Origin of the sequence: Rhizorhabdus sp. (genome assembly GCF_018006725.1) — a bacterium.
In the GTDB taxonomy this organism is placed as follows: Bacteria; Pseudomonadota; Alphaproteobacteria; order Sphingomonadales; family Sphingomonadaceae; genus Rhizorhabdus.
On the sequence record NZ_JAGMXV010000003.1, the window covers coordinates 24,712 to 49,725 of the forward strand.

At 65.4% G+C, this 25,014-nt stretch carries 24 protein-coding genes; 12 read left to right on the top strand and 12 right to left on the bottom strand.

The features are described from left to right. Nucleotides 1–80: 80 nt before the first annotated feature. Nucleotides 81–938: a SurA N-terminal domain-containing protein gene (locus KAY22_RS01060; RefSeq protein WP_296619036.1), complete on the bottom strand. Its 858-nt coding sequence runs from the start codon at nt 936–938 to the stop codon at nt 81–83. A gap of 115 nt (nt 939–1,053) precedes the next feature. Between KAY22_RS01060 and KAY22_RS01065 the strand changes: the two genes are divergently transcribed. After that, nucleotides 1,054–1,323, top strand: coding sequence for an XrtV sorting system accessory protein (locus KAY22_RS01065; protein WP_296619038.1), 270 nt, complete (start codon nt 1,054–1,056; stop codon nt 1,321–1,323). A gap of 9 nt (nt 1,324–1,332) precedes the next feature. Here KAY22_RS01065 and epsI read toward each other — a convergent pair whose 3' ends face one another. Together epsI and xrtV are read right to left on the bottom strand one after the other, a co-directional pair. Next, on the bottom strand, nt 1,333–2,073 hold the full coding sequence (gene epsI / locus KAY22_RS01070; RefSeq protein WP_296619040.1) for an exosortase-associated protein EpsI, V-type: 741 nt from the start codon (nt 2,071–2,073) through the stop codon (nt 1,333–1,335). Further along, complete coding sequence (gene xrtV, locus KAY22_RS01075) at nt 2,070–2,993, bottom strand: exosortase V (RefSeq protein WP_296619042.1); 924 nt, start codon at nt 2,991–2,993, stop codon at nt 2,070–2,072. Before xrtV ends, epsI begins: the two co-directional genes overlap by 4 nt. Nucleotides 2,994–3,268: 275 nt before the next feature. On the opposite strand from xrtV, the gene KAY22_RS01080 reads away from it, so the two are divergent. Beyond that, nucleotides 3,269–3,772: a PEPxxWA-CTERM sorting domain-containing protein gene (locus tag KAY22_RS01080; protein ID WP_296619044.1), complete on the top strand. Its 504-nt coding sequence runs from the start codon at nt 3,269–3,271 to the stop codon at nt 3,770–3,772. A gap of 76 nt (nt 3,773–3,848) precedes the next feature. On the opposite strand, the gene KAY22_RS01085 is transcribed toward KAY22_RS01080, so the two are convergent. From KAY22_RS01085 to KAY22_RS01095, 3 genes are all read right to left on the bottom strand, one after another. Continuing rightward, nucleotides 3,849–4,391, bottom strand: coding sequence for a CAP domain-containing protein (locus tag KAY22_RS01085; protein WP_296619046.1), 543 nt, complete (start codon nt 4,389–4,391; stop codon nt 3,849–3,851). A 548-nt stretch (nt 4,392–4,939) separates the two neighbouring features. Continuing rightward, nucleotides 4,940–6,310, bottom strand: coding sequence for a glutamate--cysteine ligase (locus tag KAY22_RS01090; RefSeq protein ID WP_296619048.1), 1,371 nt, complete (start codon nt 6,308–6,310; stop codon nt 4,940–4,942). Between the two features lie 46 nt (nt 6,311–6,356). Continuing rightward, nucleotides 6,357–7,097: a 16S rRNA (uracil(1498)-N(3))-methyltransferase gene (locus tag KAY22_RS01095; RefSeq protein WP_296619051.1), complete on the bottom strand. Its 741-nt coding sequence runs from the start codon at nt 7,095–7,097 to the stop codon at nt 6,357–6,359. 40 nt (nt 7,098–7,137) lie between these two features. On the opposite strand from KAY22_RS01095, the gene ubiA reads away from it, so the two are divergent. The 3 genes from ubiA to KAY22_RS01110 all read left to right on the top strand — a co-directional run bounded on the left by ubiA (nt 7,138) and on the right by KAY22_RS01110 (nt 10,241). Next, a complete protein-coding gene (gene ubiA / locus KAY22_RS01100; RefSeq protein ID WP_296619127.1) occupies nt 7,138–8,055 on the top strand; it encodes a 4-hydroxybenzoate octaprenyltransferase in 918 nt (305 codons plus the stop codon). Between the two features lie 67 nt (nt 8,056–8,122). Beyond that, a complete protein-coding gene (locus KAY22_RS01105) occupies nt 8,123–9,469 on the top strand; it encodes a metallopeptidase TldD-related protein (protein WP_296619053.1) in 1,347 nt (448 codons plus the stop codon). After that, nucleotides 9,462–10,241 (top strand): 3'(2'),5'-bisphosphate nucleotidase CysQ, encoded by a 780-nt coding sequence (locus KAY22_RS01110; RefSeq protein ID WP_296619056.1) that lies wholly within the window; start codon nt 9,462–9,464, stop codon nt 10,239–10,241. The genes KAY22_RS01105 and KAY22_RS01110 overlap by 8 nt, the downstream gene beginning before the upstream one ends. 32 nt (nt 10,242–10,273) lie before the next feature. Here the strand turns inward: KAY22_RS01110 and KAY22_RS01115 are convergent, their stop codons facing one another. Both KAY22_RS01115 and KAY22_RS01120 read right to left on the bottom strand, forming a co-directional pair. After that, nucleotides 10,274–10,690 carry a CoA-binding protein gene (locus tag KAY22_RS01115; RefSeq protein ID WP_296619058.1) on the bottom strand — a complete coding sequence of 139 codons (417 nt, stop codon included), beginning with the start codon at nt 10,688–10,690 and terminating at the stop codon, nt 10,274–10,276. Between the two features lie 24 nt (nt 10,691–10,714). Then, the gene (locus tag KAY22_RS01120) at nt 10,715–11,488 is read right to left on the bottom strand and encodes an Mrp/NBP35 family ATP-binding protein (protein ID WP_296619129.1); all 774 of its coding nucleotides are present in this window, start codon (nt 11,486–11,488) and stop codon (nt 10,715–10,717) included. 299 nt (nt 11,489–11,787) lie between these two features. Between KAY22_RS01120 and hflK the strand changes: the two genes are divergently transcribed. The 3 genes from hflK (at nt 11,788) to KAY22_RS01135 (ending at nt 15,369) form a co-directional block, all read left to right on the top strand. Then, nucleotides 11,788–12,843: an FtsH protease activity modulator HflK gene (hflK, locus tag KAY22_RS01125; RefSeq protein ID WP_296619060.1), complete on the top strand. Its 1,056-nt coding sequence runs from the start codon at nt 11,788–11,790 to the stop codon at nt 12,841–12,843. Next, nucleotides 12,840–13,709, top strand: a complete 870-nt coding sequence (locus KAY22_RS01130; protein ID WP_296619062.1) for a protease modulator HflC — start codon at nt 12,840–12,842, stop codon at nt 13,707–13,709. The genes hflK and KAY22_RS01130 overlap by 4 nt, the downstream gene beginning before the upstream one ends. A 109-nt stretch (nt 13,710–13,818) precedes the next feature. Further along, the gene (locus KAY22_RS01135; RefSeq protein ID WP_296619063.1) at nt 13,819–15,369 is read left to right on the top strand and encodes a Do family serine endopeptidase; all 1,551 of its coding nucleotides are present in this window, start codon (nt 13,819–13,821) and stop codon (nt 15,367–15,369) included. 106 nt (nt 15,370–15,475) lie between these two features. Here KAY22_RS01135 and KAY22_RS01140 read toward each other — a convergent pair whose 3' ends face one another. The 3 genes from KAY22_RS01140 to KAY22_RS01150 all read right to left on the bottom strand — a co-directional run bounded on the left by KAY22_RS01140 (nt 15,476) and on the right by KAY22_RS01150 (nt 19,917). Then, nucleotides 15,476–16,315: an outer membrane beta-barrel protein gene (locus KAY22_RS01140; protein ID WP_296619064.1), complete on the bottom strand. Its 840-nt coding sequence runs from the start codon at nt 16,313–16,315 to the stop codon at nt 15,476–15,478. A gap of 142 nt (nt 16,316–16,457) precedes the next feature. Continuing rightward, complete coding sequence (locus KAY22_RS01145) at nt 16,458–17,969, bottom strand: chorismate-binding protein (RefSeq protein WP_296619066.1); 1,512 nt, start codon at nt 17,967–17,969, stop codon at nt 16,458–16,460. A 16-nt stretch (nt 17,970–17,985) separates the two neighbouring features. Further along, nucleotides 17,986–19,917, bottom strand: coding sequence for a peptidylprolyl isomerase (locus tag KAY22_RS01150; RefSeq protein WP_296619068.1), 1,932 nt, complete (start codon nt 19,915–19,917; stop codon nt 17,986–17,988). A 160-nt stretch (nt 19,918–20,077) separates the two neighbouring features. On the opposite strand from KAY22_RS01150, the gene tpiA reads away from it, so the two are divergent. The 3 genes from tpiA to KAY22_RS01165 all read left to right on the top strand — a co-directional run bounded on the left by tpiA (nt 20,078) and on the right by KAY22_RS01165 (nt 23,048). Beyond that, entirely contained in the window at nt 20,078–20,830 is a 753-nt protein-coding gene (gene tpiA, locus KAY22_RS01155) for a triose-phosphate isomerase (RefSeq protein WP_296619070.1), read from the top strand. Nucleotides 20,831–20,900: 70 nt separating this feature from the next. Further along, nucleotides 20,901–21,266: a preprotein translocase subunit SecG gene (gene secG / locus KAY22_RS01160; protein ID WP_296619073.1), complete on the top strand. Its 366-nt coding sequence runs from the start codon at nt 20,901–20,903 to the stop codon at nt 21,264–21,266. Nucleotides 21,267–21,413: 147 nt separating this feature from the next. Then, nucleotides 21,414–23,048, top strand: coding sequence for a CTP synthase (locus KAY22_RS01165; RefSeq protein WP_296619076.1), 1,635 nt, complete (start codon nt 21,414–21,416; stop codon nt 23,046–23,048). Between the two features lie 59 nt (nt 23,049–23,107). Here the strand turns inward: KAY22_RS01165 and KAY22_RS01170 are convergent, their stop codons facing one another. Then, nucleotides 23,108–23,236 carry a hypothetical protein gene (locus KAY22_RS01170; protein WP_296619078.1) on the bottom strand — a complete coding sequence of 43 codons (129 nt, stop codon included), beginning with the start codon at nt 23,234–23,236 and terminating at the stop codon, nt 23,108–23,110. 429 nt (nt 23,237–23,665) lie between these two features. Here KAY22_RS01170 and proS point away from each other — a divergent pair, with 429 nt between their 5' ends. Then, nucleotides 23,666–24,979, top strand: a complete 1,314-nt coding sequence (gene proS, locus KAY22_RS01175; RefSeq protein ID WP_296619081.1) for a proline--tRNA ligase — start codon at nt 23,666–23,668, stop codon at nt 24,977–24,979. The last annotated feature ends 35 nt before the right edge of the window (nt 24,980–25,014 follow it).

Genomic DNA, 25,014 nt, shown 5'->3' on the forward strand with positions numbered 1-25,014 from the left:
TCGCATGACAGGAGATGAAAAAGGGCCACCCCGATCGTGCGGGATGGCCCTTGTTTTCTGCGGCCCGTGAAGCGGAGTGCTTACTTCTTTTCGGCGGCCTTCGCCTGCGAAGCCTTGATCGCCGATTTGTCGGGTTCGTAGCCCGGCTGATACTGGATTTCAGCGCCGGTGCGCGCACGCGCGACCTGCGCCTTGCTCTCCGCAACCAGGGCCTTGCGACGGACCACTTCGGCTGCTGCCAGACGCGCGACGTTGCCGGGGGTCGGCGTGCTGTCGCGGCCAACGATCACGCTGGCGACATATTGCCCGTTCGAGGGGAGGACGAAGGGTTCACCCGGCGGCAGCTTGTCGATGATCTTGACCATCTGCGGGTCGAGCCGGCCGGTGTCGATCACGCCCTTGCCGCGCGACATGGCGAGGCCGAGCTTTTGCACGCCTGCCGCCACATCGTCGAGCGAATGAGCGTCGCGCAGCATCAGCAACTGCTTGGGATCCTTGGGGGCTGCGAACTGGATCTGGTCGAGCAGCAGGCGCTGACGACCGGAGAACTGGCTGGGATTGTCGGCGATATATTGGGTGATGTCACGATCGTCGGGCATCGGGACAGTTGCGGCGATCTTCTGGCCGAGGAGGCTGACGAGCAGATTCTCCTCGAGGCGGCGCTGCTGCGCGACGAATTCGGGGGTCTTGTCGAGGCCCTGCTCGCGCGCCTTCTGCACGATCAGCTTGCGATCGATCAGGCGCTGCAGCACCTCCTTGCGGATCTTGGCGCGGTCGGCATTGTCCGGAATGCGGGCGCCCTGCAGTTCCGCATTGAGCTCCTGCATCGAGATTTCCTCGCCGTTGACGATGGCGAGGATCTGGCCCTTGGGCTCTTTATGGCAGCCGGTAAGCAGCAATCCTGCTGCGACCGCGCCGCTCAAGAGGGCAGCCTTCACTTTCACTTCTCTTCCCCCGACGCCTGTTTGACAGTCCCGAATGAAAGGGTGCTACATGATTGCGTAGGGCGCCGACAAGTCGATATGGCGCCAAAATGGCGCGGAGGGCCTTGCGTTGGAAACAGTTTACGATTGGCTGACCGTGGCGATCTTTGCCGGGCTCGTCGTGCTCTTCCTGCAACGCTCGGTCGGCGACCGGCCGCCGCGGGATTCGATGTTCCAATATCTTGCTGCGTCGGCTGGTTGTGCGGTCGCCAATTATTTCGGGAACGAAGCGGTGGCGGGTCGGGGTCTGGTCTATCACCTGCTGGCGAGCGCGGTGATCCTCGCGACGCTCGTCTATATTCACCTCGCGCTGCGTCCGCTCGACAAGCCGGTCGACTAGCTTCGTCGATCAGTCTCTCCGAACGGGAAGCGGAGCGCCTGCTTCTCCGAACAGCAGGCGGCGCGCCGTCGGGCCGAGTTGCGCGAACAGGGGGCCGATGAAGCGCTTGAGGGTCGTTATTGCCGTCTCGTCGTCGGGGGCTGCCGTGGAAAAGCGGATCAGCACGCCGTCGGGAACGCGCCCCTTCAGATTTTCCTTCGCAACGGCCCAATGCTGCTGCCACCATTCGGTGGGGAAGTCGTTGCCGATGCGGGTCCAGTAGATCAGCTGTTCGAAGCGGCTGACGCTGCGGGTCGCCAGATAATGGCCTGGCACGCTGACGCCACCTCCGGCGTCGAGCGGAACGATACGCTGCTCCTCGATCCGGTAGCCCGCGGCGGGGTAGCAGACTTCGGGGCGATGCACCTGCAACATCCCGTCCTGCACCCCGTTATAGGCCACCAGCATCATCACCGGCAGGCCATTGGGCGACGCATAATAGCGGGTGATGATGGCGTTATAGAGCCGGTCGCTCAACTGGTCTGGCGGCGGTAGCACCAGCCCGCTGCTCGTCTGATATTCCCAGTCGCCGACCTTGAGAGGGAAAAGCGGGTTGAGCCGCGGCTTCCCCGAAAGCATCCGGAAGGGCTCATCGGGCCGGCGTGAATTGGCGATTGCCGCAGTCGCTGCAAGCAGGCCGCCCGCGATCATCGACCGCCGCGTGACGAGGCGCTCCTGGTCGGCGGGGAGGATGTCGACCTTGTCCGTCACGCGTCCGTTCCTCGTGCCAGACGGTCGCGCAGCGGCGAAGCAAGGGCGTCTACGGCGAAGATGCACAGGACCGAGAACAGGAACATGGTCAGACCGGAAAAATTGTGGAGAAAGCCCTGTGCGGCCTCGTCGCCGAGATAATAGGTGATCATGATCAGTGCGAGCACGCGCACGAAATTGGCAAGCACGGCGACCGGGACGATCGCCAGCATCAGCAACAGGGCATAACGCCAGTTCGCATTGTGGCGGATGTAGATATAGAACAGGCCGATCGCCGACAGGCTGATCAGCGAGTTGAGGCCGGCGCAGGCTGCCGCGATCAGCAACTGATACTGGCCGATGATGATCGTGACCCCCGACCCCGCGATCGGATAGCCGAGATTGTAAAGCAGACGGATCGCAACCTCGGAGATGGCGATTTTGAGCGGCTGGGTGACCATCGCGACCACCGTGTCCGGCGGCGGGAAGATAAAGGCGGTGTAGAGGATGGGGAACCACATCGCGCGCAATGCAGCCCAGCCCACCAGCCAATAGGCGCTGGTCAACAGCAGGCCGTACATCAGAAAGCCTTCGACCTCGATCACGTTGATGATGCGCGTGGTGACGTAAAGCGGGATCAGGATCAGATAGAGCGCGATCGCCTTGCGCGTGCTTCCCGGCGCGGCGACGGCGCGCGCTTCGGTCCAGCGGCGCCAGAACAGCCACAGCCCCGTCGCCAGAACGATCGGTCCATGAGCGCCCTGCTCGGTGACCCAGCTCTGCGTTGCGACGCCGTACAATGTGGGAAGCGCGATCAGCAGGCAGCCGAGCACGAGGAGCCAGCGATATCGCAGCGCCGATAGCAGCGGCGCGAGATCGGCGAGGCCGTAGCGTTCGGGGCGAACCCCAGGCTCCCGCCCCCTGACCATGTCGCCCGTCATGCCACTTACGCCCCGTCAGTCCCGATCTCCCGCCCCGCTCATGCTATATGCGTGCGGCATGGTGCGGGAGCGAGCCGATCGACGTCTTGCGTCAGTACATAGCGGATCGCAACGGCGTCGAACAGGTGGCGGTCATTCTGTGTGATCCTGATGCACAATTCGGCAAGGACTTTGCATTAGTTTACGAGCGGCTTCACCAGCGCGATTTTGTGACGCGCTGCATCTGTGGTAGAAGATAAGCGTGTCACGTGCTGGGCTGTTCGGGGTAGTATTGCATGTTGAAGGAAGCTGTAGCGTCCAAGGCCGCCAAGTTGCTGATGACCTGCGTCTGTCCGGTCGCCGGCACTACCGCGCTGAGTCTCGGAGTTCCGCAGGTGCGCGATGCAGTCCATAAGGCCACGCAGCCGCGCCAATATGCCAAGCCGAAGACCCGAGTCCGTGCGGCGCCGGAGGAGGGTATGCAGGTCGCTTCGGCCGATAGCCCGTGCCCCAGCGTGACGCCCTTTGCCCTGTCCAATCTGCCGACGGTCACGCCGGTGCCGATGGAATCGACTCCGCTGCAGGTTGCCGAAGCGCCGCCCCCCGACGCTGCGGTGCCGTTGACCCCGCGCATCTTCGTCCCGCCGTCGGGCGGCGTTCCGCCCCCCGACACGTCGGGCGTTCCGGAGCCGTCGACCTGGGTGCAACTGATGCTGGGCTTCGGTCTGATCGGTGGAGTCGCGCGGGTGTCCTATCGTCGCAATGGCACCCAGGCCGCCGACGGCGTTCAGCCGTCCTGACGATTGCAGGGCGGCATCGCGGCCGCCCCTGTCATAAGCATGTGGTTCGGATTGCCCGTTCTGGCTTCTATCGGCTTCAGAAGGGGCGCTCGCCGATTACATTGCCGCCTTCGCTATAGCGACAGACAAGGAAATCGTCGGCGCTGCCATGCGCCACGGCGCAGCCGACCGCGCGCGAGGATCGCCACATCACCTGCGTGTAGTGCGCAACCTTTTCCAGATCGCCGCTGACGCTGTTGTTGGGAAAGATGCCTTGCTTGAAATCATCCTTCTCTGAGATCCACAGACCCACCATCGATTCGGGTCCGTAATATCCGCGCGTTCCGGCCCAGAGATTCTCGCCCTGCGGATCGGTTTCACCGGGAGCGTCCTCGGAGTGCACCAGGTAACCGACGCGAACGAGATGCTGGGCATAGAGCCGGGCATCCCGCTCGAGCAATTCGTTCCAGGCCAGCGGCGGAATGCCCAGGGATGCGCGTTCGCGATTGTGGCTGGCGAGAAGCCGCTGGTTGAGATTGTTGTCGAAACCGGTCGCGCCCTGCATGAAAGGGGCGGCAAGGGCGAGGCCAAGGGCGGCAGCCAGCTTCGCGATGTTCCTCTTGCGCGGGTCGAGACGCATGTTGTGCTCCACGGGATCGATGCCCTGGAGCCTATTCCTGCCCGCCTTGCCTGATGGTTGGCGGGACTGGTGACCATGGAATTCACCGTGGAGCCAGCCGGTGCAGCGCGGGAGTCGCGCAAATCCGGGAGATTTTGGTCAAGGTTGACAGGTCGCTAACCAGTGCGATCGATCCTGACAGGGGGGCATCCGTGCGACGCCCCAGCGGGCGCCTGCACAGGCCAATGTGGTCTTGTCGAAATGAAGAAATGCGAGGTGGTGCTGCGGGCCGGATCCCCCGGCTCGGGCCTGGATATTCCCAAGGCCTCGATTTTACCGCAGCCACCACGTCCTGCACGCCGTTACCGGACTTTCACCGGTGCATTCCTCTCCTGCGAAAGGGCCCGCCTCAAAGCGATTGTCCCTGCCGACGCAGCCCCTCGTTCCTATCCGATAGAGTAGTTGTACGCTAGCGGAGTCGGGACGCTTATCGTTTCCCGATTATGTCGCGATGCTCACGCGGACGCTTTTGCGGATGATTGTTGCAGTCGAGCCACTGTCTCGCGGTGTCAGAAGCGGGCGTCGGTATAGGCACGGCTTATGTCGCCCTGCCATTCGCCATGATAGCTCTCCAGCAACTGCTCCGCCGGGGTCTTGCCCGAAGCGACGATCTCACGCAGCGGGTTGAGATAGCCCGTCTCGTCGTCTCCCGCGCCGTTCAGACGCGCACGCGCACGCAGGCCGCCAGCCGCGATGTCCAGAATCGTGCCGGCCAGCTGCTGGAGCGTACGGCCACGCGGGCCACGCGCCTTGAGGCCCAGCCTCGGCACCTCGTCGCGGATGCGCTGGTGATCCTCGATCGTCCAATGTTTGACCTCGTCCCAGGCCGCGTCCATCGCCGCATCGTCATAGAGCAGGCCGACCCAGAAGGCGGGCAGGGCGCAGATTCGTCCGTGCGGTCCGCCATCGGCGCCGCGCATCTCCAGGAAGCTCTTGAGCCGAACTTCGGGAAAGGCCGTCGACAGATGGTCCTTCCAGTCGGCGATCGTGGGCTTCTCGCCGGGCAGCACCGACAGGTCGCCATTCATGAAATCGCGGAAGCTGAGTCCCGCCGCGTCGACATAACCATCGCGGAAGGCGAAATACATCGGCACGTCGAGCATGTAATCGGCATAGCGTTCATAGCCGAAGCCATCTTCGAACACGAAGGGCAGCATGCCGGTGCGGTGCGGATCGGTATCGGTCCAGATATGGCTACGATAGCTGAGGAAGCCATTGGGCTTGCCCTCGAGGAAGGGCGAATTGGCGAACAGCGCCGTCGCCAGCGGCTGGAGCGCGAGGCTCAGCCTGAACTTGCGCACCATGTCTGCCTCGCTCGAATAGTCGAGATTGGTCTGGATCGTGCAGGTGCGCAGCATCATGTCGAGACCCATCGATCCGACGCGCGGCATGTGGCGCAGCATGATGTCGTAGCGGCCCTTGGGCATGATCGGCAGTTCCTGCCGCGTCTTGTCGGGCCACAGGCCGAGGCCGAGGAAGCCGATGCCGAGACGCTCGCCCACCGCCTTGACCTGTTCCAGATGGCGTCCGGTTTCGGCGCAGGTCTGGTGGATATTGTCGAGCGGCGCGCCCGACAGTTCGAACTGGCCGGCGGGTTCCAGGCTGACATTGCCGTCGGCGCCTTCGAGGGCGATGATCTTGTCGCCCTCATAGACCGGTTCCCAGCCATATTTGGTCAGGCCGATCAGCAGCGCGTGGATGCCGCCGCGTTCCTCATAGGAAGGCGCGCGATGCGAATCCTCGAAGAAGACGAACTTTTCATGCTCGGTGCCGATGCGCCAGTGGGACCTCGGCTTCTCGCCGTCAGCGAAGACCGAGATCAGGTCGTCGCGGGATTCGACAATGGGATCTTCGCCTTCGGCGGCCTTGCGCGTGCTCATGGCGGCGCCATAGCGGACCGATCGGTACCTTGCTAGCGCTGATTGCTCAGCGCCAGTCCCCGGCCAGCGCCATCCACACCGATATGGCGGCGGCCATGGCGGTGTCGGCGCGCAGGATGCGCGGCCCCAGCGAAACCCCCACGGCTTGCGGCAACGCCTTGATCGCGGCGCGTTCCTCGGGCGTGAAGCCGCCCTCCGGACCGATCAGGATCGCAGCGGGCCCCGGCCGTGCCACTTCGGCCATGGGCGCCCCGCCTTCCTCGTCGGCGAAGATCAGCATGCGATCGGCGGGCCAGTCCTTCAGAAAGGCCGACAGTTTCACCGGTTCGTCGAGCTGGGGCAGGGCAGTGCGCTCGCACTGCTCGGCCGCCTCGATCATGTGCGCGCGGAGCCGGTCGAGGTTGAGCCGGTCGACGATCGTGCGTTGGGTGATGACGGGCTGAAGGCGCGCCACGCCCAGCTCGCAGGCCTTCTCCGCGATCCAGTCTATGCGGCCCTTCTTGATCGGTGCGGCGAGCAGCCACAGATCGGGCACGGCCTCGCGCTCGCGGGTCTTTTCTTCGACGCGCACCGAGACGGACCGCTTGCCGACGGCCTCGATCATGGCACGCCATTCGCCGCTCACGTCGTCGAACAGGGCGATGCGGTCGCCCGCCTTGAGCCGCATCACCGACCCCAGATAATGCGCCTGTCCCCCATCGATGACGAGGCCGAGGCCAGCACTGAGGGGCTGGTCGATGTAAAGGCGGGTGAGACTGGCGGGGGGCCAGGCGGGGGTCTGGGCCATGGGACTTCCGAAGGCGGGGCTTTTGCCCTACCTGCCGCCCATGACCGAGGAAGTCGAGCAAATCATACCCGACAGCGAACTGCGCGGGGTGGCCGGTCGCCTGCCGGCGGCAATCCGGCCCTTTTGGCTGCTTGGCCGCTTCGACCGACCGATCGGCAGCTGGCTGCTGTTCTGGCCCGGCGCCTGGGCGATCGCGCTGGCCGGCAAGGCATTCGAGCGTTGGGACCTGATCCTCTGGTTCGCCTTCGGCTCCATCGTGATGCGCGGAGCCGGCTGCGTTTACAACGACATCGTCGACCGCGATCTGGACCGGAAGGTCGCGCGCACTGCTGCCCGTCCGTTGGCGAGTGGCCGGGTCACCCTCAAGGCGGCCTGGATCTGGCTGCTGCTGTTGTGCCTCTTCGGTCTGGTAGTGCTGCTCCAGTTGAACCTCGCCGCTGCGATCACCGCGCTCGCCAGCCTGGGGGCGGTCGCCGCCTATCCTTTCATGAAGCGGATCACATGGTGGCCGCAGGCGTGGCTCGGCATCGTCTTTTCCTGGGCGGCGCTGGTCGGCTGGCCGGCGGTAACCGGCGGTTTCGGCCCGGCGCTGTGGCTGCTCTACGGCGGGTCGATCTTCTGGGTTATCGGCTATGACACCATCTATGCGCTCCAGGATATCGAGGACGACGCCCTGGCAGGGGTCAAGTCGTCGGCGCGCGCACTGGGGGCTCGCGCCCGTCTCGGCATAGGTATCTGCTATGGTGTCGCCCTTTGCCTGTGGTGCGCCGCCTTCTGGCAGATCCGGCCTCAGCTTCTCGGCCTGATCGCCCTGTTTCCGCTCGCCCTGCATTTCGGCTGGCAGCTGTCCGGGCTCGACCGGCACGATCCGGCCGATGCCCTGCGGCGCTTCCGTTCCAACCGCTTCGCCGGGCTGCTGATGTTCCTCGCCTGCCTCGTGGTCGGTGCCACCGCCTGAACGGATCGGGGCCTATAAACACCTCCGCCCATTTGACCTTTACGGTGGCGATACCTAAGTCGCCTCGATGCTGACCCTCTCCGAAGCCCAAGAGCGTACCGCCGATCTCGTAGCCGCCGCCCGCAAGGCCGGCGCCGATGCAGCGGATGCGCTCTATCTGTGCAACAATTCGACCCAGATATCGGTGCGCCTCGGCGCGCTCGAAGATGTCGAGCGCTCGGAGGGCGAGGAGATCGGCCTGCGGCTGTTCGTCGGCAAGCGATCGGCCAGCGTCTCGTCGTCGGACCTGTCCGCCGATGCGCTGGCAGCGCTGGTCGATCGTGCGGTCGCCATGGCGCGTGAAGCGCCCGAAGACCCCTACGCCGGGCTCGCGCCCGAAGAGCGCCTGCTGCGCGGTGAGGCGGTCGAGGTCGATGGCGACGACGGCGCCGATCCCTCGCCCGCTGCGCTGCGCGAACGGGCCGAAGAGGCCGAGGACGCGGCGCGCGCGATCGCGGGCGTCACCAACAGCGAGGGCGCTGGCGCTTCGGCGAGCCGCACCCTGATCGCCCTGGCGACCAGCGCCGGCTTCGCCCGTGGCTATTCGAACAGCGGCTATGGCTGCCACGCCAGCGTGATCGCCGGCGAGGGCGGCGCGATGCAGCGCGACTATGCCTATCATTCGACCCGTCACCTGTCCGATCTGGAAGCGGCAGCGGCGATCGGGCGTCGCGCCGGAGAGCGTGCGGTGAAACGGCTGAACCCCGGTCGGCTGGCGAGCGGCGCGATGCCGGTCATATTCGATCCGCGCGTCGGATCGAGCCTGCTCGGGCATCTGGCGGGTGCCATCACCGGCTCGGCGGTAGCGCGGCGGACGAGCTTCCTCCTCGATCGTCTTGGCGAGCAGGTGTTCGCGTCGGGCATCGTCGTGCGCGACGATCCGCATCGGTTGCGCGGACTGCGCTCCAAGCCCTTCGACGGGGAAGGCCTGCCGACTGCTGCGCGCGACATCATCGCCGACGGCGTTCTGACGGGCTGGGTTCTCGATTCGGCCTCGGCGCGGCAGTTGGGGCTCGAGCCTACCGGTCACGCGACGCGCGGCATCGGAGGCCCGCCGGGTGCGGGGCTGACCAATCTCTATCTGGAAGCGGGAGCCCTCTCGGTCGAGCAACTGATCGCCGACGTCAAGCTGGGCGTCTATGTGACCGAACTGATCGGGCAGGGCGTCAATGGCGTGACCGGCGACTACAGCCGGGGCGCCTCGGGCTATGTCATCCGCGATGGCCAGCTGGCCGAGCCGGTGGCCGAGATAACCGTGGCCGGCAATCTCAAGGACATGTTCCGCGAGCTGACCCCGGCATCGGATCTGGAGTTCCGCCGTGGCGTGGACGTTCCCACGCTGCGCATCGACGGGATGACCGTCGCCGGTGCCTGACACCCTCCTCGACGCGGTGAGCGCGATCGCGGCCGAAGTCGGCGCGATGGCGCATGCCTCGTGGCGGGGGGATTTCAAATATTGGGACAAGGTGCCGGGCAGCCCGGTGTGCGACATCGACCTCGCGGCCGATGCGCTGTTGCGCGAGCGGCTGATGGCGCTCGACCCCGAGGCGGGCTGGCTGTCGGAGGAAACGGTCGACAGCGCCGAGCGGCTCAATTGCGTCCGTGTCTGGGTGGTCGATCCGATCGACGGTACCCGCGACTATGTGCGCGGCCGCGAGGGTTGGGCGGTGTCGATCGCACTGGTCGAGGGCGGTCGCCCGGTGATCGGCGTGCTCGACGCCCCGGCACGCGGGGAGCATTGGCGGGCCCAGGCGGGGCGCGGGGCCTATCTCAATGGGGAACCGATCCGCGCTTCGGCGCGGGCGAGCTTGCCCGGGGCGCGGGTTCCGGCCGATGTGCTGGCCCGTGCGGATGCGGATCTCGTCACCGTCGGCAAGCCCAATTCGATCGCGCTGCGCATTGCGATGGTGGCCGCCGACCGCGCCGACCTGCTGGCGACGCTGCGCTGGGGTAATGAATGGGACATCGCCGCCGCCGCGCTGATCGCGCAGGAGGCGGGTGCTGTGGTAACCGACGCAATGGGGCGTCCGCTGCGGTACAACAGCACCAAGGGTGAGCAGTTCGGGGTTCTCGCAACCGCGCCGGCGATCCATGCCGATGCGGTCGAGCGGCTCTCGGCCCGCGCGGCGCGCGCTGTCATTCGCTAGGTTGCATCCGGCTCGGCTTCCGAGCCCGCCCGTCAGAGACCGAGGCGGGGTATTTCGATGGCGGGGCAGCGATCGACTACGGCCTTGAGTCCGGCCGTCTCGGCCCGTTCGATCGCTTCATGCGGGGTTACGCCCAGTTGGGTCCAGACGGCCTTGGCGCCGGCCGCGATGGCCTCGTCGATGACCTGTCCTGCCGCTGCCGTGTTGCGGAAGATGTCGACGAGGTCGATCGGCTGGGACACCTCGTCGAGCGAGGCAACCACCGTCCGGCCATGGATGGCCTGGCCCGCCAGCTGCGGGTTGACCGGCGTCACCTCATAACCCCGCGACAGCAGGAAGCGCATGACGCCGAAGCTCGCGCGATCCGGCCGGTCGCTGGCGCCGACCATCGCGATGTGCCGGGTTTCGCGCAGAAGCTGCCGAAGGTCGTCGTCCTGGGTGATCGGCATTGCGCGCTCCTTTTGTCTACGCCCTCAAGATGCGATCGATCGCGGCGCCTTCAACCAGTCGGCGATCCTTTGGGCGAGCGGCGCGAACAGTTCGTCGTCCGCGTTCGCGGCCGGCGGGCGTCCGGCATCGGAAGCCGTGCGGATCGCGATGTCGAGCGGCACGCGGCCGAGGAAGTCGAGGTCCATCGATTTCGCAGCCGCCTGCGCGCCCCCCTGGCCGAAGGGATCGGAGACTTCGCCGCAATGCGGGCAGGCATAGCCGGCCATATTCTCGATCATGCCGATCACCGGCACCGATGCCTGGCGGAAGAAGTCGATCGCGCGGGTCGCATCCATCAGGGCGAGGTCCTGCGGCGTCGAAACGATGATCGCACCGGCCGGCTTGTACTTCTGAACCATCGTCAGCTGCACGTCGCCGGTGCCCGGCGGCAGGTCGAGAATCAGCAGATCGGTATCGCCCCATTCGGCGTCGATCAGCTGACCCAGTGCATTGGCCGCCATCGGGCCGCGCCAGGCGACCGCCTGTCCAGGTTTCACCAGCTGGCCCATCGACAGCATGGGTATGCCGTGCGGGGAGGGAACCGGGTCCATCTTCTGCCCCTGGGCAGTCGGTCGGACGCCCTCCGTCGCCAGCAGCCGGGACTGGGAGGGGCCGTAGATGTCGGCATCGACAAGCCCGACCTTGTGACCCAGTTTCTTCAGCGCGATGGCGAGATTGGCGGACAGGGTGGACTTGCCCACACCGCCCTTGCCCGATCCGACCGCGATGATCTTGCGTCCGCGCTTCTCCGCGGTCATCGCGACGCGCACCGTCTCCACGCTCTCAATCGCCGACAGGGCCTGCTTGACCTCGGCTTCGATCCGCGTGCGCGCATCGGCGGACAGGCCGGTCACGTCGAGCACGACGCTTGCGGTTCCCGCGTCGAACCGGGGCGGGGCCGCACGGCCCGAGGCGAGCAGCCCCTTGCTGGAAATGGGGTCGAGCACGCGATCTAGGGCGGCGGCGAGCGATTCAGCGATATCCATGGCGGCAGCAAATAGGGCTTCGTCGACCAAAGGGCACTGTTTTTCCGCCGATCGCCTCCTATAATGACTGCATGAACGATAGCGAAAGCAGCGCAATGCCCGGCCAGCCCCTTCTCAACGAGGGCGGCCCCTGGGGCGGCGGAGGATCGGGCGGCGGCGGAGACGAGCCCAACCCCTGGAACCAACCCCCGCGCGGCCGGCCCGGCCGCGGACCTGCCGGACGCTCGGCGATCGACGAGCTCGTGCGTCGCGGACGTGCCCGTTTCGGCGGGCGCGGCGGGCCCGAGCCCGATGCCGGCCGGCTCCTGCTTTGGGGCGTCGGCGGCCTGCTGCTGATCTGGGTGCTGTGGACCAGCAGCCACCGCATCGATCCGCAGCAGCGCGGCGTTGTCACCCGCTTGGGCTCCTATGCCAAGACGCTCGGTCCCGGCATGCAGTTCACCTTCCCTTCGCCGATCGATCGGGTGACCAAGATCGATATCGAGGACATCCGCGTGAAGGATATCCCGGAAGGCGGCGGCACCGGCCAGAATCTCATGCTGACCGGCGACCAGAACATCATCGACCTGGCCTATTCGGTGCGCTGGAACATCCGCGATCCCGAGCTTTTCATCTACGAACTGGCCAACCCCGAAGAGACGGTGGGCGAGGTCGCGGAAAGCGCGATGCGCGCCGAGATCGCCCGCGTTGCACTGAACGACGCCATGGGCCCGCAGCGCAGCCAGATCGAGCAGCGCGTCCAGCAGCGGATGCAGGAAATCCTCGACGGCTATCGTGCGGGCATCACCGTGCAGGGTGTCGCAATCAAGCAGGCCGATCCGCCCGCGGCCGTGGTCGAGGCGTTCAAGTCGGTTTCGGCGGCGCAGCAGCAGGCGCAGGCCTATCTCAACGAGGCGCGGGCCTATTCGCAGCAGCTCGGTGCAAAGGCCGAGGGCGAGGCCGCGGCCTTCGACAAAGTCTATGCCGAATATCGCCTGGCGCCCGAGGTGACCCGCCGTCGCATGTATTATGAGACGATGGAGCGCGTCCTGGCGAAGACCGACAAGACCGTGGTCGAGGCCCCCAATGTCGTCCCCTATATCCCCCTGCCGCCGCAGCAGGCAGCGAAGGCGCAGCAGCAGCAATGAGCATGAGCGACAATCTCGCAAGCCGGAACGTCATCGGCCTCGCCATCGGCGCCATCTTCGGCGTCGTTATCATCAGCAGCTGTTTCGCGGTCGTGCCCGAGACCAAGCAGGCGCTTGTGGTGCGCTTCGGCAAGCCGCAGACCGTCTACAACGCCTATAAGCCGAACGAGGATTTCGGCCGGACGGGCGCCGGCGTCATCGGCAAGATCCCGTTCATCGACCAGATCGTCTGGATCGACAAAAGGGTGCGCAATTTCGACATGGAGCGCCAGTCGGTGCTGTCCACCGACCAGTTGCGGCTCGAAGTGGACGCCTATGCGCGCTACCGCATCGTCGATCCGCTGCGCATGTCGATCACGGCGGGCACGGAGCGCCGCGTCGAAGAGGCGCTGCGGCCGATCCTCGGCTCGTCGCTGCGCAACGAACTCGGAAAGCGGCCCTTCGCCGCGCTGCTGAGCCCCGAGCGCGGCGCGGTGATGGACAATATCCAGACGCGCCTGAACCGCGTCGCGCGCCAATATGGGGCGCAGATCGTCGACGTGCGGATCAAGCGCGCCGACCTGCCCGACGGTACGCCGCTCGACTCGGCCTTCAACCGCATGCGCACCGCGCGCGAGCAGGAAGCGCGTTCGATCCTGGCCGAAGGGCGCAAGCAGGCGCAGATCATCACGGCCGAAGCCGATGCGAACGCGGCAGGCACCTATGCCGAGAGCTTCAACAAGGATCCCGACTTCTACAATTTCTATCGGGCGATGCAGTCCTATCGGGTCACGTTCGGCACCGATGGTACCGAAGCGCCGGGCTCATCCAACGTGATCCTGTCGCCCGACAACGAGTATCTGCGCGAGTTCAGAGGGCGTCGCTGAACGGCAGGCGGGAACGCTACCGTTCAAGCGGTGTTCAGCGATCGGGACCGAAATAAACCGCTCGCGATATCGGCAGAAGCAGAACAGGAGTTTTAAGGAGTTGGCCAAAGTGCGTTATGCCTATGCGATCACCGCGGCCTTGCTGGCAGGTGGTACCACCGCAACCCTGACGATGCAGCAACCTGTGGGAGCACAGGTCGCGCAGAACGCCCCGGGTTCGATCAACGCCGCTGCCCCGCGTCCGGGCGCGCCGATGAGCTTCGCCGATCTCGCCGCCCGGCTCCAGCCGGCGGTCGTGAACATCTCCACCACGCAGAAGATCCAGGTCCGCAGCGGTGGCAATGCCTTCTCCGGCACGCCGTTCGAGGAACTGTTCAAGCGGTTCGGCGGCGGTGGGTCCGATGGCCAGCCAGTCACGCGCGAAGCGACGTCACTCGGTTCGGGCTTCATCATCTCGGCCGACGGCTATGTGGTGACCAACAACCACGTCATCTCGGCTTCGCCCGAGGGCGGCAGCAATGCCGTCGTCAGTTCGATCACCGTGACGCTGCCCGACCGCAAGGAATATAAGGCGACCGTCGTCGGCCGCGACCAGGCCTCGGACCTCGCCTTGCTCAAGATCGAGGCGAAAAACCTGCCTTTCGTCCAGTTCGGCGATTCCACACGCACCCGCGTCGGCGACTGGGTCGTCGCTATCGGCAATCCGTTCGGCCTCGGCGGGACGGTCACGGCGGGCATCGTGTCGGCGCTCCACCGCTCGATCGGCATCAGCGGTCCCTATGATCGCTACATCCAGACCGATGCGTCGATCAATCAGGGCAATTCGGGTGGCCCGATGTTCGACCTGCAGGGCAATGTCATCGGCATCAATACGGCGATCTTCTCGCCGACCGGCGGCAACGTCGGCATCGGCTTCGCGATCCCCGCCGAAGAGGCCAAGCCGATCATCGATCAGCTTATGACCGGCAAGCGCGTCCGTCGCGGCTATCTGGGCGTCGGCATCCAGCCGATGACCGAGGATATCGCGGCAAGCCTGGGCCTGCCCAAGGATCGCGGCGAAATCGTCGCCCGCGTCGAGCCTGGCGAGGCGGCCGCGCGCGCCGGCATTCGTCAGGGCGACATCATCGTCAAGGTCGACAACCAGGATGTCACCCCCGACAACACCCTGTCCTATATCGTGGGCAAGGCGGCCGTGGGTGCCAAGCTGCCGGTCGAGGTGATCCGCGAAGGTCAGCGCAAGACATTGACCGTCACGCTTGGGGAGCGTCCGCCCGAAGATCAGCTGATCAACGGCGGGCAGGATGCCGATCAGGACGACAGTGTTCCCGATAGCGGCCAGTCCGCGCCCGATCAGGCGACCCGCAACTCGCTCGGACTCGGTCTGCAGACGCTCACGCCGGACATCGCCCGCAGGCTCGGTCTGTCGGCTTCGCTGCGCGGCGTCGTGGTCAATTATGTCGACCCGAGCAGCGATGCTGCGGCCAATGGTTTCCAGCCGCGCGACGTGATCCTGCAGATCAACAATGTGCCCGTGACGACGGTGCAGGCAGCTGCCGCGCAGATCGATGCGGCGGTGAAGGCGAAGCGCCCATCGGTGCTGCTGTTTGTTCAGCGCGGCAATAATCCCCCGCGCTATGTCGGCGTACAGCTGAAGAAATAAGGCCGCATCGCCGTCTTTCGGGGCGGCGATGTCTTCCTAAAGCACCAAATAAAAAGGGCCGGCGGATCGCTCCGCCGGCCCCTTTTCTATGCCGCAAGGCCGATCGTCAGAAGCGATAGCTGACGGTCGCGCGAACCGAGTGGAACGCGAACTTGCTGAACGAACGCTGGAAGTCGGTGCCAGCGGCGTTCTGCGCGATGAACGGGTTGGTCGCCGGGGTGACGCCGGCAAGCGAACCGACGGTGACCGTGCTGTCGTTGTTCTTGAGCGCGGTGAAGGTGTAGAGCGCGCCGACCGAGAACTTGCCGATTTTCTGCTCGATACCGCCGCCATAGGTCCAGCCCCAGGCGTTCTTCGTCGGATCGTTGACGGTCGCGCTGTTGACCGTGTTCGACATCGAGAAGCTGTTGCGGATCTTGCCGTAGGCCGCACCGCCGGTGCCGTAGATCAGCGTGCCGGTTTCGAACGAGTAACCGGCGCGGGCGCGAATGGCGCCGTCGCTCTTCAGCTTGGCCTGCAGCTTGTAGACGGCCGGGGTGGTGCTGAAGGCGGTGACGTTGTCGTACAGGTACGACTTGCCATATTCCGCGATCAGGCCGACGACCGGGCCCGACGTATCGCCGAACTGGTAGTCGTAACCGGCGTGCAGCTTCCACGCGGTCGAATCATTGTCCTTCGAGCAGCCCGTGGTCGGGCGGGCCGAGGTCGGCGCGCCGCCGCAGAAGCCCGGCGAGAAGTTCGGGAAGGCGTCGCCGAAATTGCCATCGCGGTTGCGGTCGAAGTTTACGACTTCGTCGCCATCGGTCGGCTGCCAGTTATAGCCGAGCTGGCCACCGACATAGAAACCGGTCCAGTTGCTCGAGGCCACGTCCTGCGCCGAGGCGGCGCTCGCAGCCATCGCGGCTACCAGGCCGGCCGCCGCAGTGGTCGTGAGGAAAAATCGCATGTCAAAAACCCTTTCTGCTGCCGTTACGGCACAGCGGAAACGGTTCCCACAGCATTTCGATCCTGAGTGCAAGCAAGAAAAACGATGTGGTGCACAAACGACACAACTGCGATTTTTTCCTGAAAAGTGAAATACATCACAGCTATTGGCCGTAGCTGGCCTCGCTGGCACGCTTGATTGCCTCCCGCGCTGCAGCGATCAGTGCGCCTGCCTTGGCTTCACATTCGCGTTGCTCATAGGCGGGGTCGCTGTCCGCCACGATCCCTGCGCCAGCCTGCACATGCATCACCCCGTCCTTCACCACGGCGGTCCGAAGCACGATGCAACTGTCCATCGAGCCATCGGGCGAGAAATAGCCGACGCCGCCGGCATAGGCGCCACGCGCTTCGGGCTCGAGCTCGGCAATGATCTCGCATGCGCGGACCTTCGGAGCGCCCGACACCGTGCCGGCTGGGAAACCGGCGAACAATGCGTCCAAGGCATCTTTCGACGGATCGAGCCGGCCGACGACGTTCGAAACGATGTGCATCACATGGCTGTAATGTTCGACCGTATAGCTGTCCGTGACTTCGACAGTCCCGGCGACCGCGACCCGGCCGACATCGTTGCGCCCCAGGTCGAGCAGCATCAGATGCTCGGCGCGTTCCTTGGGGTCGGCAAGCAGGCTCTCGCGGTTGGCCGCATCCTCCAGCGATGTCGCGCCGCGCGGGCGGGTCCCCGCGATCGGCCGGATCGTGACCTCGCCGTCGCGCGCCCTCACCAGAATCTCGGGGGACGATCCGATCAGCGCGAAGCCAGGCAGGTCGAGGAAATAGAGGAAGGGCGACGGATTAATCCGCCGCAGCGCACGATAGAGGTCGACTGGCGGCAGCGGAAAGTCGACGGTGAAGCGCTGGGCCAGCACCACCTGAAAGATGTCTCCCGCACCGATATAGCCCCTTGCGCGGTCCACCATGGCGGCATAGCGGCCGGGTTCCAGCTGCGGCGTGGGAACAACCGTGGAAGGATCGGGCACATCGACGGTCGGTCGCGGGGGCAGCGTGCCCGCAAGGGTCGCCGCCTGCGCTTCTATCCGCTCGATCGCGCCCGCCACCTTGGCTTCGGGCGATCCGGGGCTGTCGGGCCAGAGCGGCGCGACGAGGAAAAGCTGATCGGCAAGACGGTCGAAGATCAGGATCAGGGTCGGCCGCGCGAACAGCATGTCGGGCAGGTCGAGCGGGTTTGCGGGCGCTCGCGGCAATTTCTCGACCAGTCCGATCGTTTCATAGGCAAAATAGCCGACGAGGCAGGCGAGCGCGCGGGGCAGCCCCTCGGGCACATCCATGCGGCAGCTGGTGACCAGCCGGCGCATTTCCGACACCACATCACCCGGCAGGGGTTCGAATGCTTCCGGATCGGTCGCCCAGTTGGGATTGATCTCCGCGCTGTTGCCGTGCGCCCTGAACAGGAGGTCGGGGGCGAGGCCGAGCAGCGAATAGCGCCCGCGCACCGCGCCGCCTTCGACCGACTCCAGCAGGAAATCACCCCGGCCGGGAACGATCAGCTTGAGCGCTGCCGCGACGGGGGTGTCGCAATCGGCGATCTGGGTTCGCCAGACGAGCGCAGGCTCGCCCCGTGACAAGGCGTCGATGGCAGCCTGATCGCGCGCGTCCATCCCCGTCCTGCCTCTCTTACTGCGGCGTTGCGATCTGGCGCTTGGTCGCCGCGATGGCGTCCGGATAGCGCTTCACGTCCACCTCGTCGCGCGCGGCACGGATCAGCTGGTCGCCGAGCTCCGGCGTGTAGGAGCGGGTCAACTCCTGCTGGGTGACGCCAACCAGCGCTGCCGCCTGCGACAGGTCGCCGCGCTCGACCTTGTTCAGGACTGTGACGAAATAGGCGCCCTGATCGCCGGTGACGAGGCGAGCCTTGCTTGGCTGGAGCGCGAACATCGCGCGGAGCGGCTCGGGGATGGGTTGGCCGGCCTGCTGCGCCCGGATGATGTCGAGCTGGCGCGCACGGCTCGGCTGAACCGGGGGAAGCGCCACGCCGCTGTCCGCCATGGCCTTGCCGAGCGGGGTGCCCGCATTGACCGCTGCGACGATCTTGTCGCCGATCGCCTTCGCGCGCTGTTGCGCGCGCTTGACGACAAGGTCGCGGACAACCGCTTCGCGCACCTGCGCCAGCGGTAGCGGTGTCGGCGGAATGATCTTGGCGACGTTCATCAGCGCGTAGCTCTGGTCGCGGATCACCGTCTCGACCGTGGGGCGGTCATCCGCCGCAGCTTCGAACCCCGTCTTGAGCAACGCGCTTACCTCGGGCGGAGCCTTCCAGCCGGGCTGGTCGATCGCGGTACCGTTCGACAGCAGCGCCGGGGTTTCCTTGATCGTCAGCTTGTTGGCTGCAGCGATTTCGGCGAAGCTGCTGCCATCGGCGATGGCATCCTCGATCTTGCCGGCGAGATCGGACAGCGCCTCCTGCATCTTCTGGCGCTGGAGAACTGGCAGGATTTCGGCGCGGGCCTGATCGAGTGTCTTGCCGGGCTTACCGGCAACCCCCTCGACCTTGAGGACATACCAGCCGAACGCCCCCTTGATCGGTCCCACGACGGCGCCCTTTGCGGCTGCGAAGACCTGGTCTGCGGCAGCGGCGCCTGCGGACTCGGTATAGTCCTTCTTCTGCTGATCCGCGATCGTGGAGGCTTCGAGCCCGGCCTTGGCGGCGGCGGCGGCCATGGTTGCGCCACCCTTGACGGCAGCTGCAATGGTCTGGCCTGCCTGCTGGGTCGGGGCGATGATCTGTGCGATCGTCCGGGTTTCGCGGGCCGCGAAACTGTCGGCATTTTCGCGATAATAGGTCGCGATCTCCTGCTCAGTCGGCTTCGCCTTGTCGGCAAGCTGCGCCTCGCCGAAAGCGGCATAGCGCAGTATGCGTGCCTCGGGCCGGGTGTAGGTGGCAATATTGGCCTTGTAGGCAGCGGCGATGTCGGCCTCGCTCGGCGGCGTCTTGCTGGCCACCAGCGCCAGCGGGATGATCCCGACCGATCCTTCGCGGACTTCCATCAGCAGTGCCGCATAGGGGCGGGCCATCTTCGACGGCACTGGCGCAAGGGCTGCCGCGGGGGTCAAAATCTGGTTGCGGATGATCTCGCCAGCAATGTCGGCGCGCAGTTCCTTCTCGCTGATTCGAGCCTGTGCCAGCACGGTCCGCATCACATTCTCGTCGAACTGGCCGGCCACGTTGCGGAAGCCCTGCATGCCCGCGATTTCGGCGTCGACCATCCGCTTGCTGAGCGCGAAGCCCTGTTCCTTGCCCCAGGCCTCCATGGCGCGGGCATTGATCATGCCGCTCAATACCTGCTCGAAGCCACCCGACGCCAGGAAGCTCTGCGCATCGATCTCCGGTCGCTCGCGACGCAGACCATCGATCTGGTTGCGAACCCGGTTGGTGAGTTCGAGCGCGCTGATCTTCTTGCCGTCGACCTTGGCGACGGTCGCCCCGCCTCCGCCGCCGCCCAGCATCGACGGCGATTCGACCCCGGTGATGATGAAGGCGACCATGATCAGGCCGAGCAGGCCGAGGACGATCCAGGAGGAGAGAGCACGGCGGAAAAAGGAAATCATCGGGCGGTCCGTATGAACGTGACTGGCATGAGCGCTGCCATAGGGGGCATTCCCGGCCTCCGCAACGTCCGCCGCTCCCCGATGGGGCGACGTGGCACCCGTGGTTGCACCTCGTCGCCCTGCTGCTTAAGGGGCGCTGATCAAATCGGAGGGGTAGACCATGGCTTTGCGCAAGCTTGTCGCTGGTAATTGGAAGATGAACGGATCGCTGGCCGCGCTGTCCGAGCTTGATGCGGTAGCGGCGACTGCCGCGAGCCATGCTGCCGTCGACGTGGCCATCTGCCCGCCATTCACGCTGATCGCCGCTGCTGCTGCCCGGACGCCGGGCCTGGCGATCGGGGCGCAGGATTGCCATGGTCAGCCCAAGGGGGCCCACACAGGATGCGTCAGCGCTTCCATGGTCGTGGAGGCCGGCGCAAAGCTGGTGATCGTCGGTCATAGCGAGCGGCGCGCCGACCAGCATGAAACCGACGCCGAGGTGCGCTCCAAGGCGAGTGCTGCGATTGCGGCGGGGCTCACCGCCATTGTCTGTGTCGGTGAGACCGAGGCGCAGCGCGACGCAGGCGAGGCCGAGGCGGTCGTCGCGGCACAACTCGACGGTTCGATCCCGGCCGATGGCACCGGCGCCACGCTGGTTGTCGCCTATGAGCCGGTCTGGGCGATCGGCACCGGCCGCACCCCGTCGACCGCCGACGTCGCGGCGATGCACGCAGCGATCCGCATGAAGCTGACCGCGCTTCTCGGCGACGAGGGCAGCAAGGTCCGCATTCTCTATGGTGGATCGGTGAAGCCCGACAACGCCAAGGAATTGCTCGCCGTGGCCGATGTCGACGGCGCTCTTGTCGGCGGCGCAAGCCTGACGGCCGCACAGTTCGTCCCGATCATCGAAGGCGCTGTCGCCGCCAGCGCGTGAATCGGGGCGAAGGTTGAACCTTCGCCCCCGATCGATTAGATGCGCCGCACGTTGATATCGAAAGCCCGCAATGTTCACCTTCCTGCTCGTCATCCATCTGATCGTCGCTGTCGCCCTCGTGGGGGTGATTCTCGTGCAGCGCTCGGAAGGCGGCGGGCTCGCCTCTGGCGGTAGCCCCGCCGGGCTGATGAGCGCACGCGGTGCAGCCGACTTCCTCACGCGGATGACCGCGATTCTCGCGACGATCTTCGTCATTCTGAGCATCGCGCTCGCCGCGCTGGCTTCGGTCGAGCGGTCGCCGGCCAAGGTCGATACATCGCTCGTCGGTAAGACCGGCACTTCGGCTCCGGCACCCGCCGCGCCCGTCAATGATCCGCTCGCTGCAGCGGCAGCGCAGGGCGGTGACGTGACCCTGAACGGCGCCACGCCGCAATAACGCAAGATTTCCTGGAGCGGAGGGCTTCCGGTGCCTGCACCGGGGGCCTCGTCTGATTGGGCCGCCGATCTGGTCCACAGTTTTTATCGAAAAGAAGGAATGCCCACCTTGCCCTTCGCCCCCTCGCGCGACTAAACCCATCCTCCCATGGCGCGGTTCATTTTCATCACCGGCGGCGTGGTCTCCTCGCTTGGCAAAGGTCTCATGGCGGCAAGCCTTGCTGCCTTGCTCCAGGCGCGCGGCTACAAGGTCCGCATCCGTAAGTTCGATCCCTATCTGAACGTCGACCCCGGCACGATGTCGCCTTACCAGCATGGTGAGGTCTATGTGACCGATGACGGCGCGGAGACCGATCTCGACCTTGGCCATTATGAACGTTTTACAGGCGTTCCCGGCCGGCAGTCGGACAATGTCACCTCGGGGCGGATCTACCAGACGATCATCCAGAAGGAGCGTCGCGGCGACTATCTGGGCGCGACGGTGCAGGTCATTCCGCACGTCACCGACGCGATTAAGGAATTCGCCCGCGCCGACACCGATGGTCTCGATTTCGTCCTGTGCGAGATCGGCGGCACTGTCGGCGACATCGAATCGCTGCCTTTCATCGAAGCGATCCGCCAGCTGCGCAACGATCTCGGTCGCGGCAATTCGGTCTTCGTCCATCTGACGCTGGTGCCTTACATCGCGGCCGCCGGGGAGCTGAAGACCAAGCCGACGCAGCACAGCGTGCGCGACCTGACTTCGCTGGGGATCCAGCCCGACGTGCTGGTTTGCCGCTGCGAACGTCCGCTGCCCGAGAGCGAGCGGGCCAAGATCGCGTTGTTCTGCAACGTCGCCAAGGAAGCGGTCATCCCCGCGCTCGATGCCAGCAGCATCTATGGCGTGCCGCTGCAATATCATGACGAAGGCCTCGACGAGGCCGTGCTCGCCGCCTTCGGCATCGCGCCGCAGGGTGAACCCGATCTGTCGCGCTGGAGCGAGATCATCGACCGCCTCGAAAATCCCGAGGGTGAGGTAACGGTCGGCGTCGTCGGCAAATATGTCGGCCTGCTCGATGCCTATAAGTCGCTGCACGAGGCGCTCGTCCATGGCGGCATCGCCAACCGGGTGAAGGTCAATATCCGCTGGATCGACGCCGAACTGTTCGAGCAGGACGAGGCCGCAATCGCTGCCCAGCTTGAGCCGATGCACGCGATCCTGGTGCCCGGTGGCTTCGGCGAGCGCGGTTCGGAAGGCAAGATCGCTGCGGTTCGATTCGCGCGCGAACGGGGCGTACCCTATTTCGGTATCTGCCTCGGCATGCAGATGGCCTGCATCGAGGGCGCGCGGAACACCGCCGGTATCGCAGCCGCATCGACGACCGAGTTCGGCGCGACCGAGGAGCCGGTCGTCGGCCTGATCACGGAATGGATGACCGAGGCCGGGCGTCAGAAGCGGGAAGCCGGTGGCGACATGGGCGGAACGATGCGACTCGGCGCCTATGAGGCGGTTCTGGCGGGCAACAGCCATGCCGCATCCATCTACGGCAGCACGACGATCTCCGAACGCCACCGCCACCGCTATGAGGTTAACGCTGGCTATCGCGAGCAGCTCGAAAAGGGCGGCCTCGTCTTCTCTGGCATGTCGCCCGACGGCGAACTGCCAGAAGTGGTGGAGCGGCCGGATCATCCCTGGTTCGTCGGCGTGCAGTTCCACCCCGAGCTCAAGAGCAAGCCGTTCGACCCGCACCCGCTGTTTCGCAGCTTTATCGAGGCGGCGGTGAATCAGAGCCGGCTGGTCTGATCCTTCTGACATATGGGGAGGCGGTGGGACCGAATCGGTTCTCCGCCTCCCTTATTTTCCTACATCGGCAGTTCGGGGACTACGGGATCGCTCGGTGCGCCCGGATCGGGGTCGGTCGGCGATGGTACCGGAATGTCCACCGGGGTTTCGGCCGGGACGTCCTGGGGTAGTGGCGGTTGGCTGGCCATGATGCTCTCCTCTGAAGGAGAACGCGCAGGGCCGGCACAATGTTCTTCGGCCTGCCGTGAACCGCAGATCGGTTCGGCCTGAAACGGCAAACGCCGGGATCGTTTCCGATCCCGGCGCCGCGTGACGATTATTCGCCAACCCCCTTGGCGGGCTCTACACCAACCACCCCTTAAATGGCGGCGGAGCCTCACTTTTCCCCGAACCATGGCCGTTTTTGTTGCTCATGTTCCGTGGGAGTTTTCCTACATTGCGCCTTGGTCCTTGTCATTGGCTTTCAAGAGTCACGGAATCGAAACACGACGGGTGTGTTCAATCGGCAACAGAGACCGATCGGTACCGTTCCAGTTTTCCAAGCGAGGCGGTTGCCGAGCGGCCTGATGGCGCATAGACAGCCGCATCCGCACCTCTTCTCGCGAGCTGGCCTTTTCATGCGTCTTTCCCGCCATTTCCTCCCCGTGATGAAGGAGTCGCCCGCCGACGCTCAGATCGTCAGCCACAAGCTGATGCTGCGCGCGGGCATGATTCGCCAGACGGCTGCCGGCATCTATGCCTGGCTGCCGCTCGGCCACCGCGTCCTTCGCAAGATCGAGCAGATCGTCCGCGAGGAACAGGACCGGGCGGGCGCGATCGAACTGCTGATGCCGACCATCCAGTCGGCCGATCTGTGGCGCCAGTCGGGCCGCTATGACGACTATGGTCTGGAGATGCTCCGCATCAAAGATCGTCACGAACGGGAAATATTGTTCGGTCCGACGGCCGAGGAAGTGATCACCGCGATCTTCCGCGACAATGCGCGCAGCTATCGCGATCTGCCGCGTACGCTCTACAACATTCAGTGGAAGTTTCGTGACGAAGTCCGCCCCCGCTTCGGCGTGATGCGCGGCCGCGAGTTCCTGATGAAGGACGCCTATAGCTTCGATCTCGACGTCGAGGGCGCGCGCCACAGCTATAACCGCATGTTCGTCGCCTATTTGCGGACCTTCAAGCGCATGGGCCTGTCGGCGATCCCGATGCAGGCCGACACCGGCCCGATCGGCGGCGACCTCAGCCACGAATTCATCGTGCTCGCCCCGACCGGCGAGAGCGAGGTCTTCTACCACACCAACTGGGAAGCCGAGCGATCGCTCGATGTCGATGCCGACGACGCGGCCGCGCTGCAGGGCTTCGTCAGCGGGCTGACCGACGACTATGCTGCGACCGACGAGAAGCGCGACGAGGCGCGCGAGGCCGAGGCGGGCGACAAGCTCAAGCAGTCGCGCGGGATCGAGGTCGGGCACATCTTCTTCTTCGGCACCAAATATTCGCAGGCTATGGGGCTGAGCGTGCAGGGGCCCGACGGCTCGCCCGTGACTCCACAGATGGGCAGCTACGGCATCGGCGTGTCGCGTCTTATGGGAGCGATCATCGAGGCGAGCCATGACGATGCCGGCATCGTCTGGCCCGAAGCGGTCGCGCCCTATCGGGTCGGCCTTATCAACATGCGTGCGGACGATGCGCGCTGCTCGGCGGCCTCCGACGATCTCTACGCGAAGCTGCAGGCAGCCGGCGTCGACACGCTGTACGACGACCGTGACGAGCGCGGCGGCGCCAAATTCGCGACGATGGATCTGATCGGTCTGCCCTGGCAGATCATCATTGGTCCCAAGGGCCTCGACAAGGGCGTCGTCGAACTCAAGCGCCGTGCGACCGGCGAGCGGGTCGAACTTTCGGTCGAGGACGCGCTGGCGAAGGTGACGGGTTGAACCCTGTCGCCGGTCTCGGTTGCCGGGGAGCGATC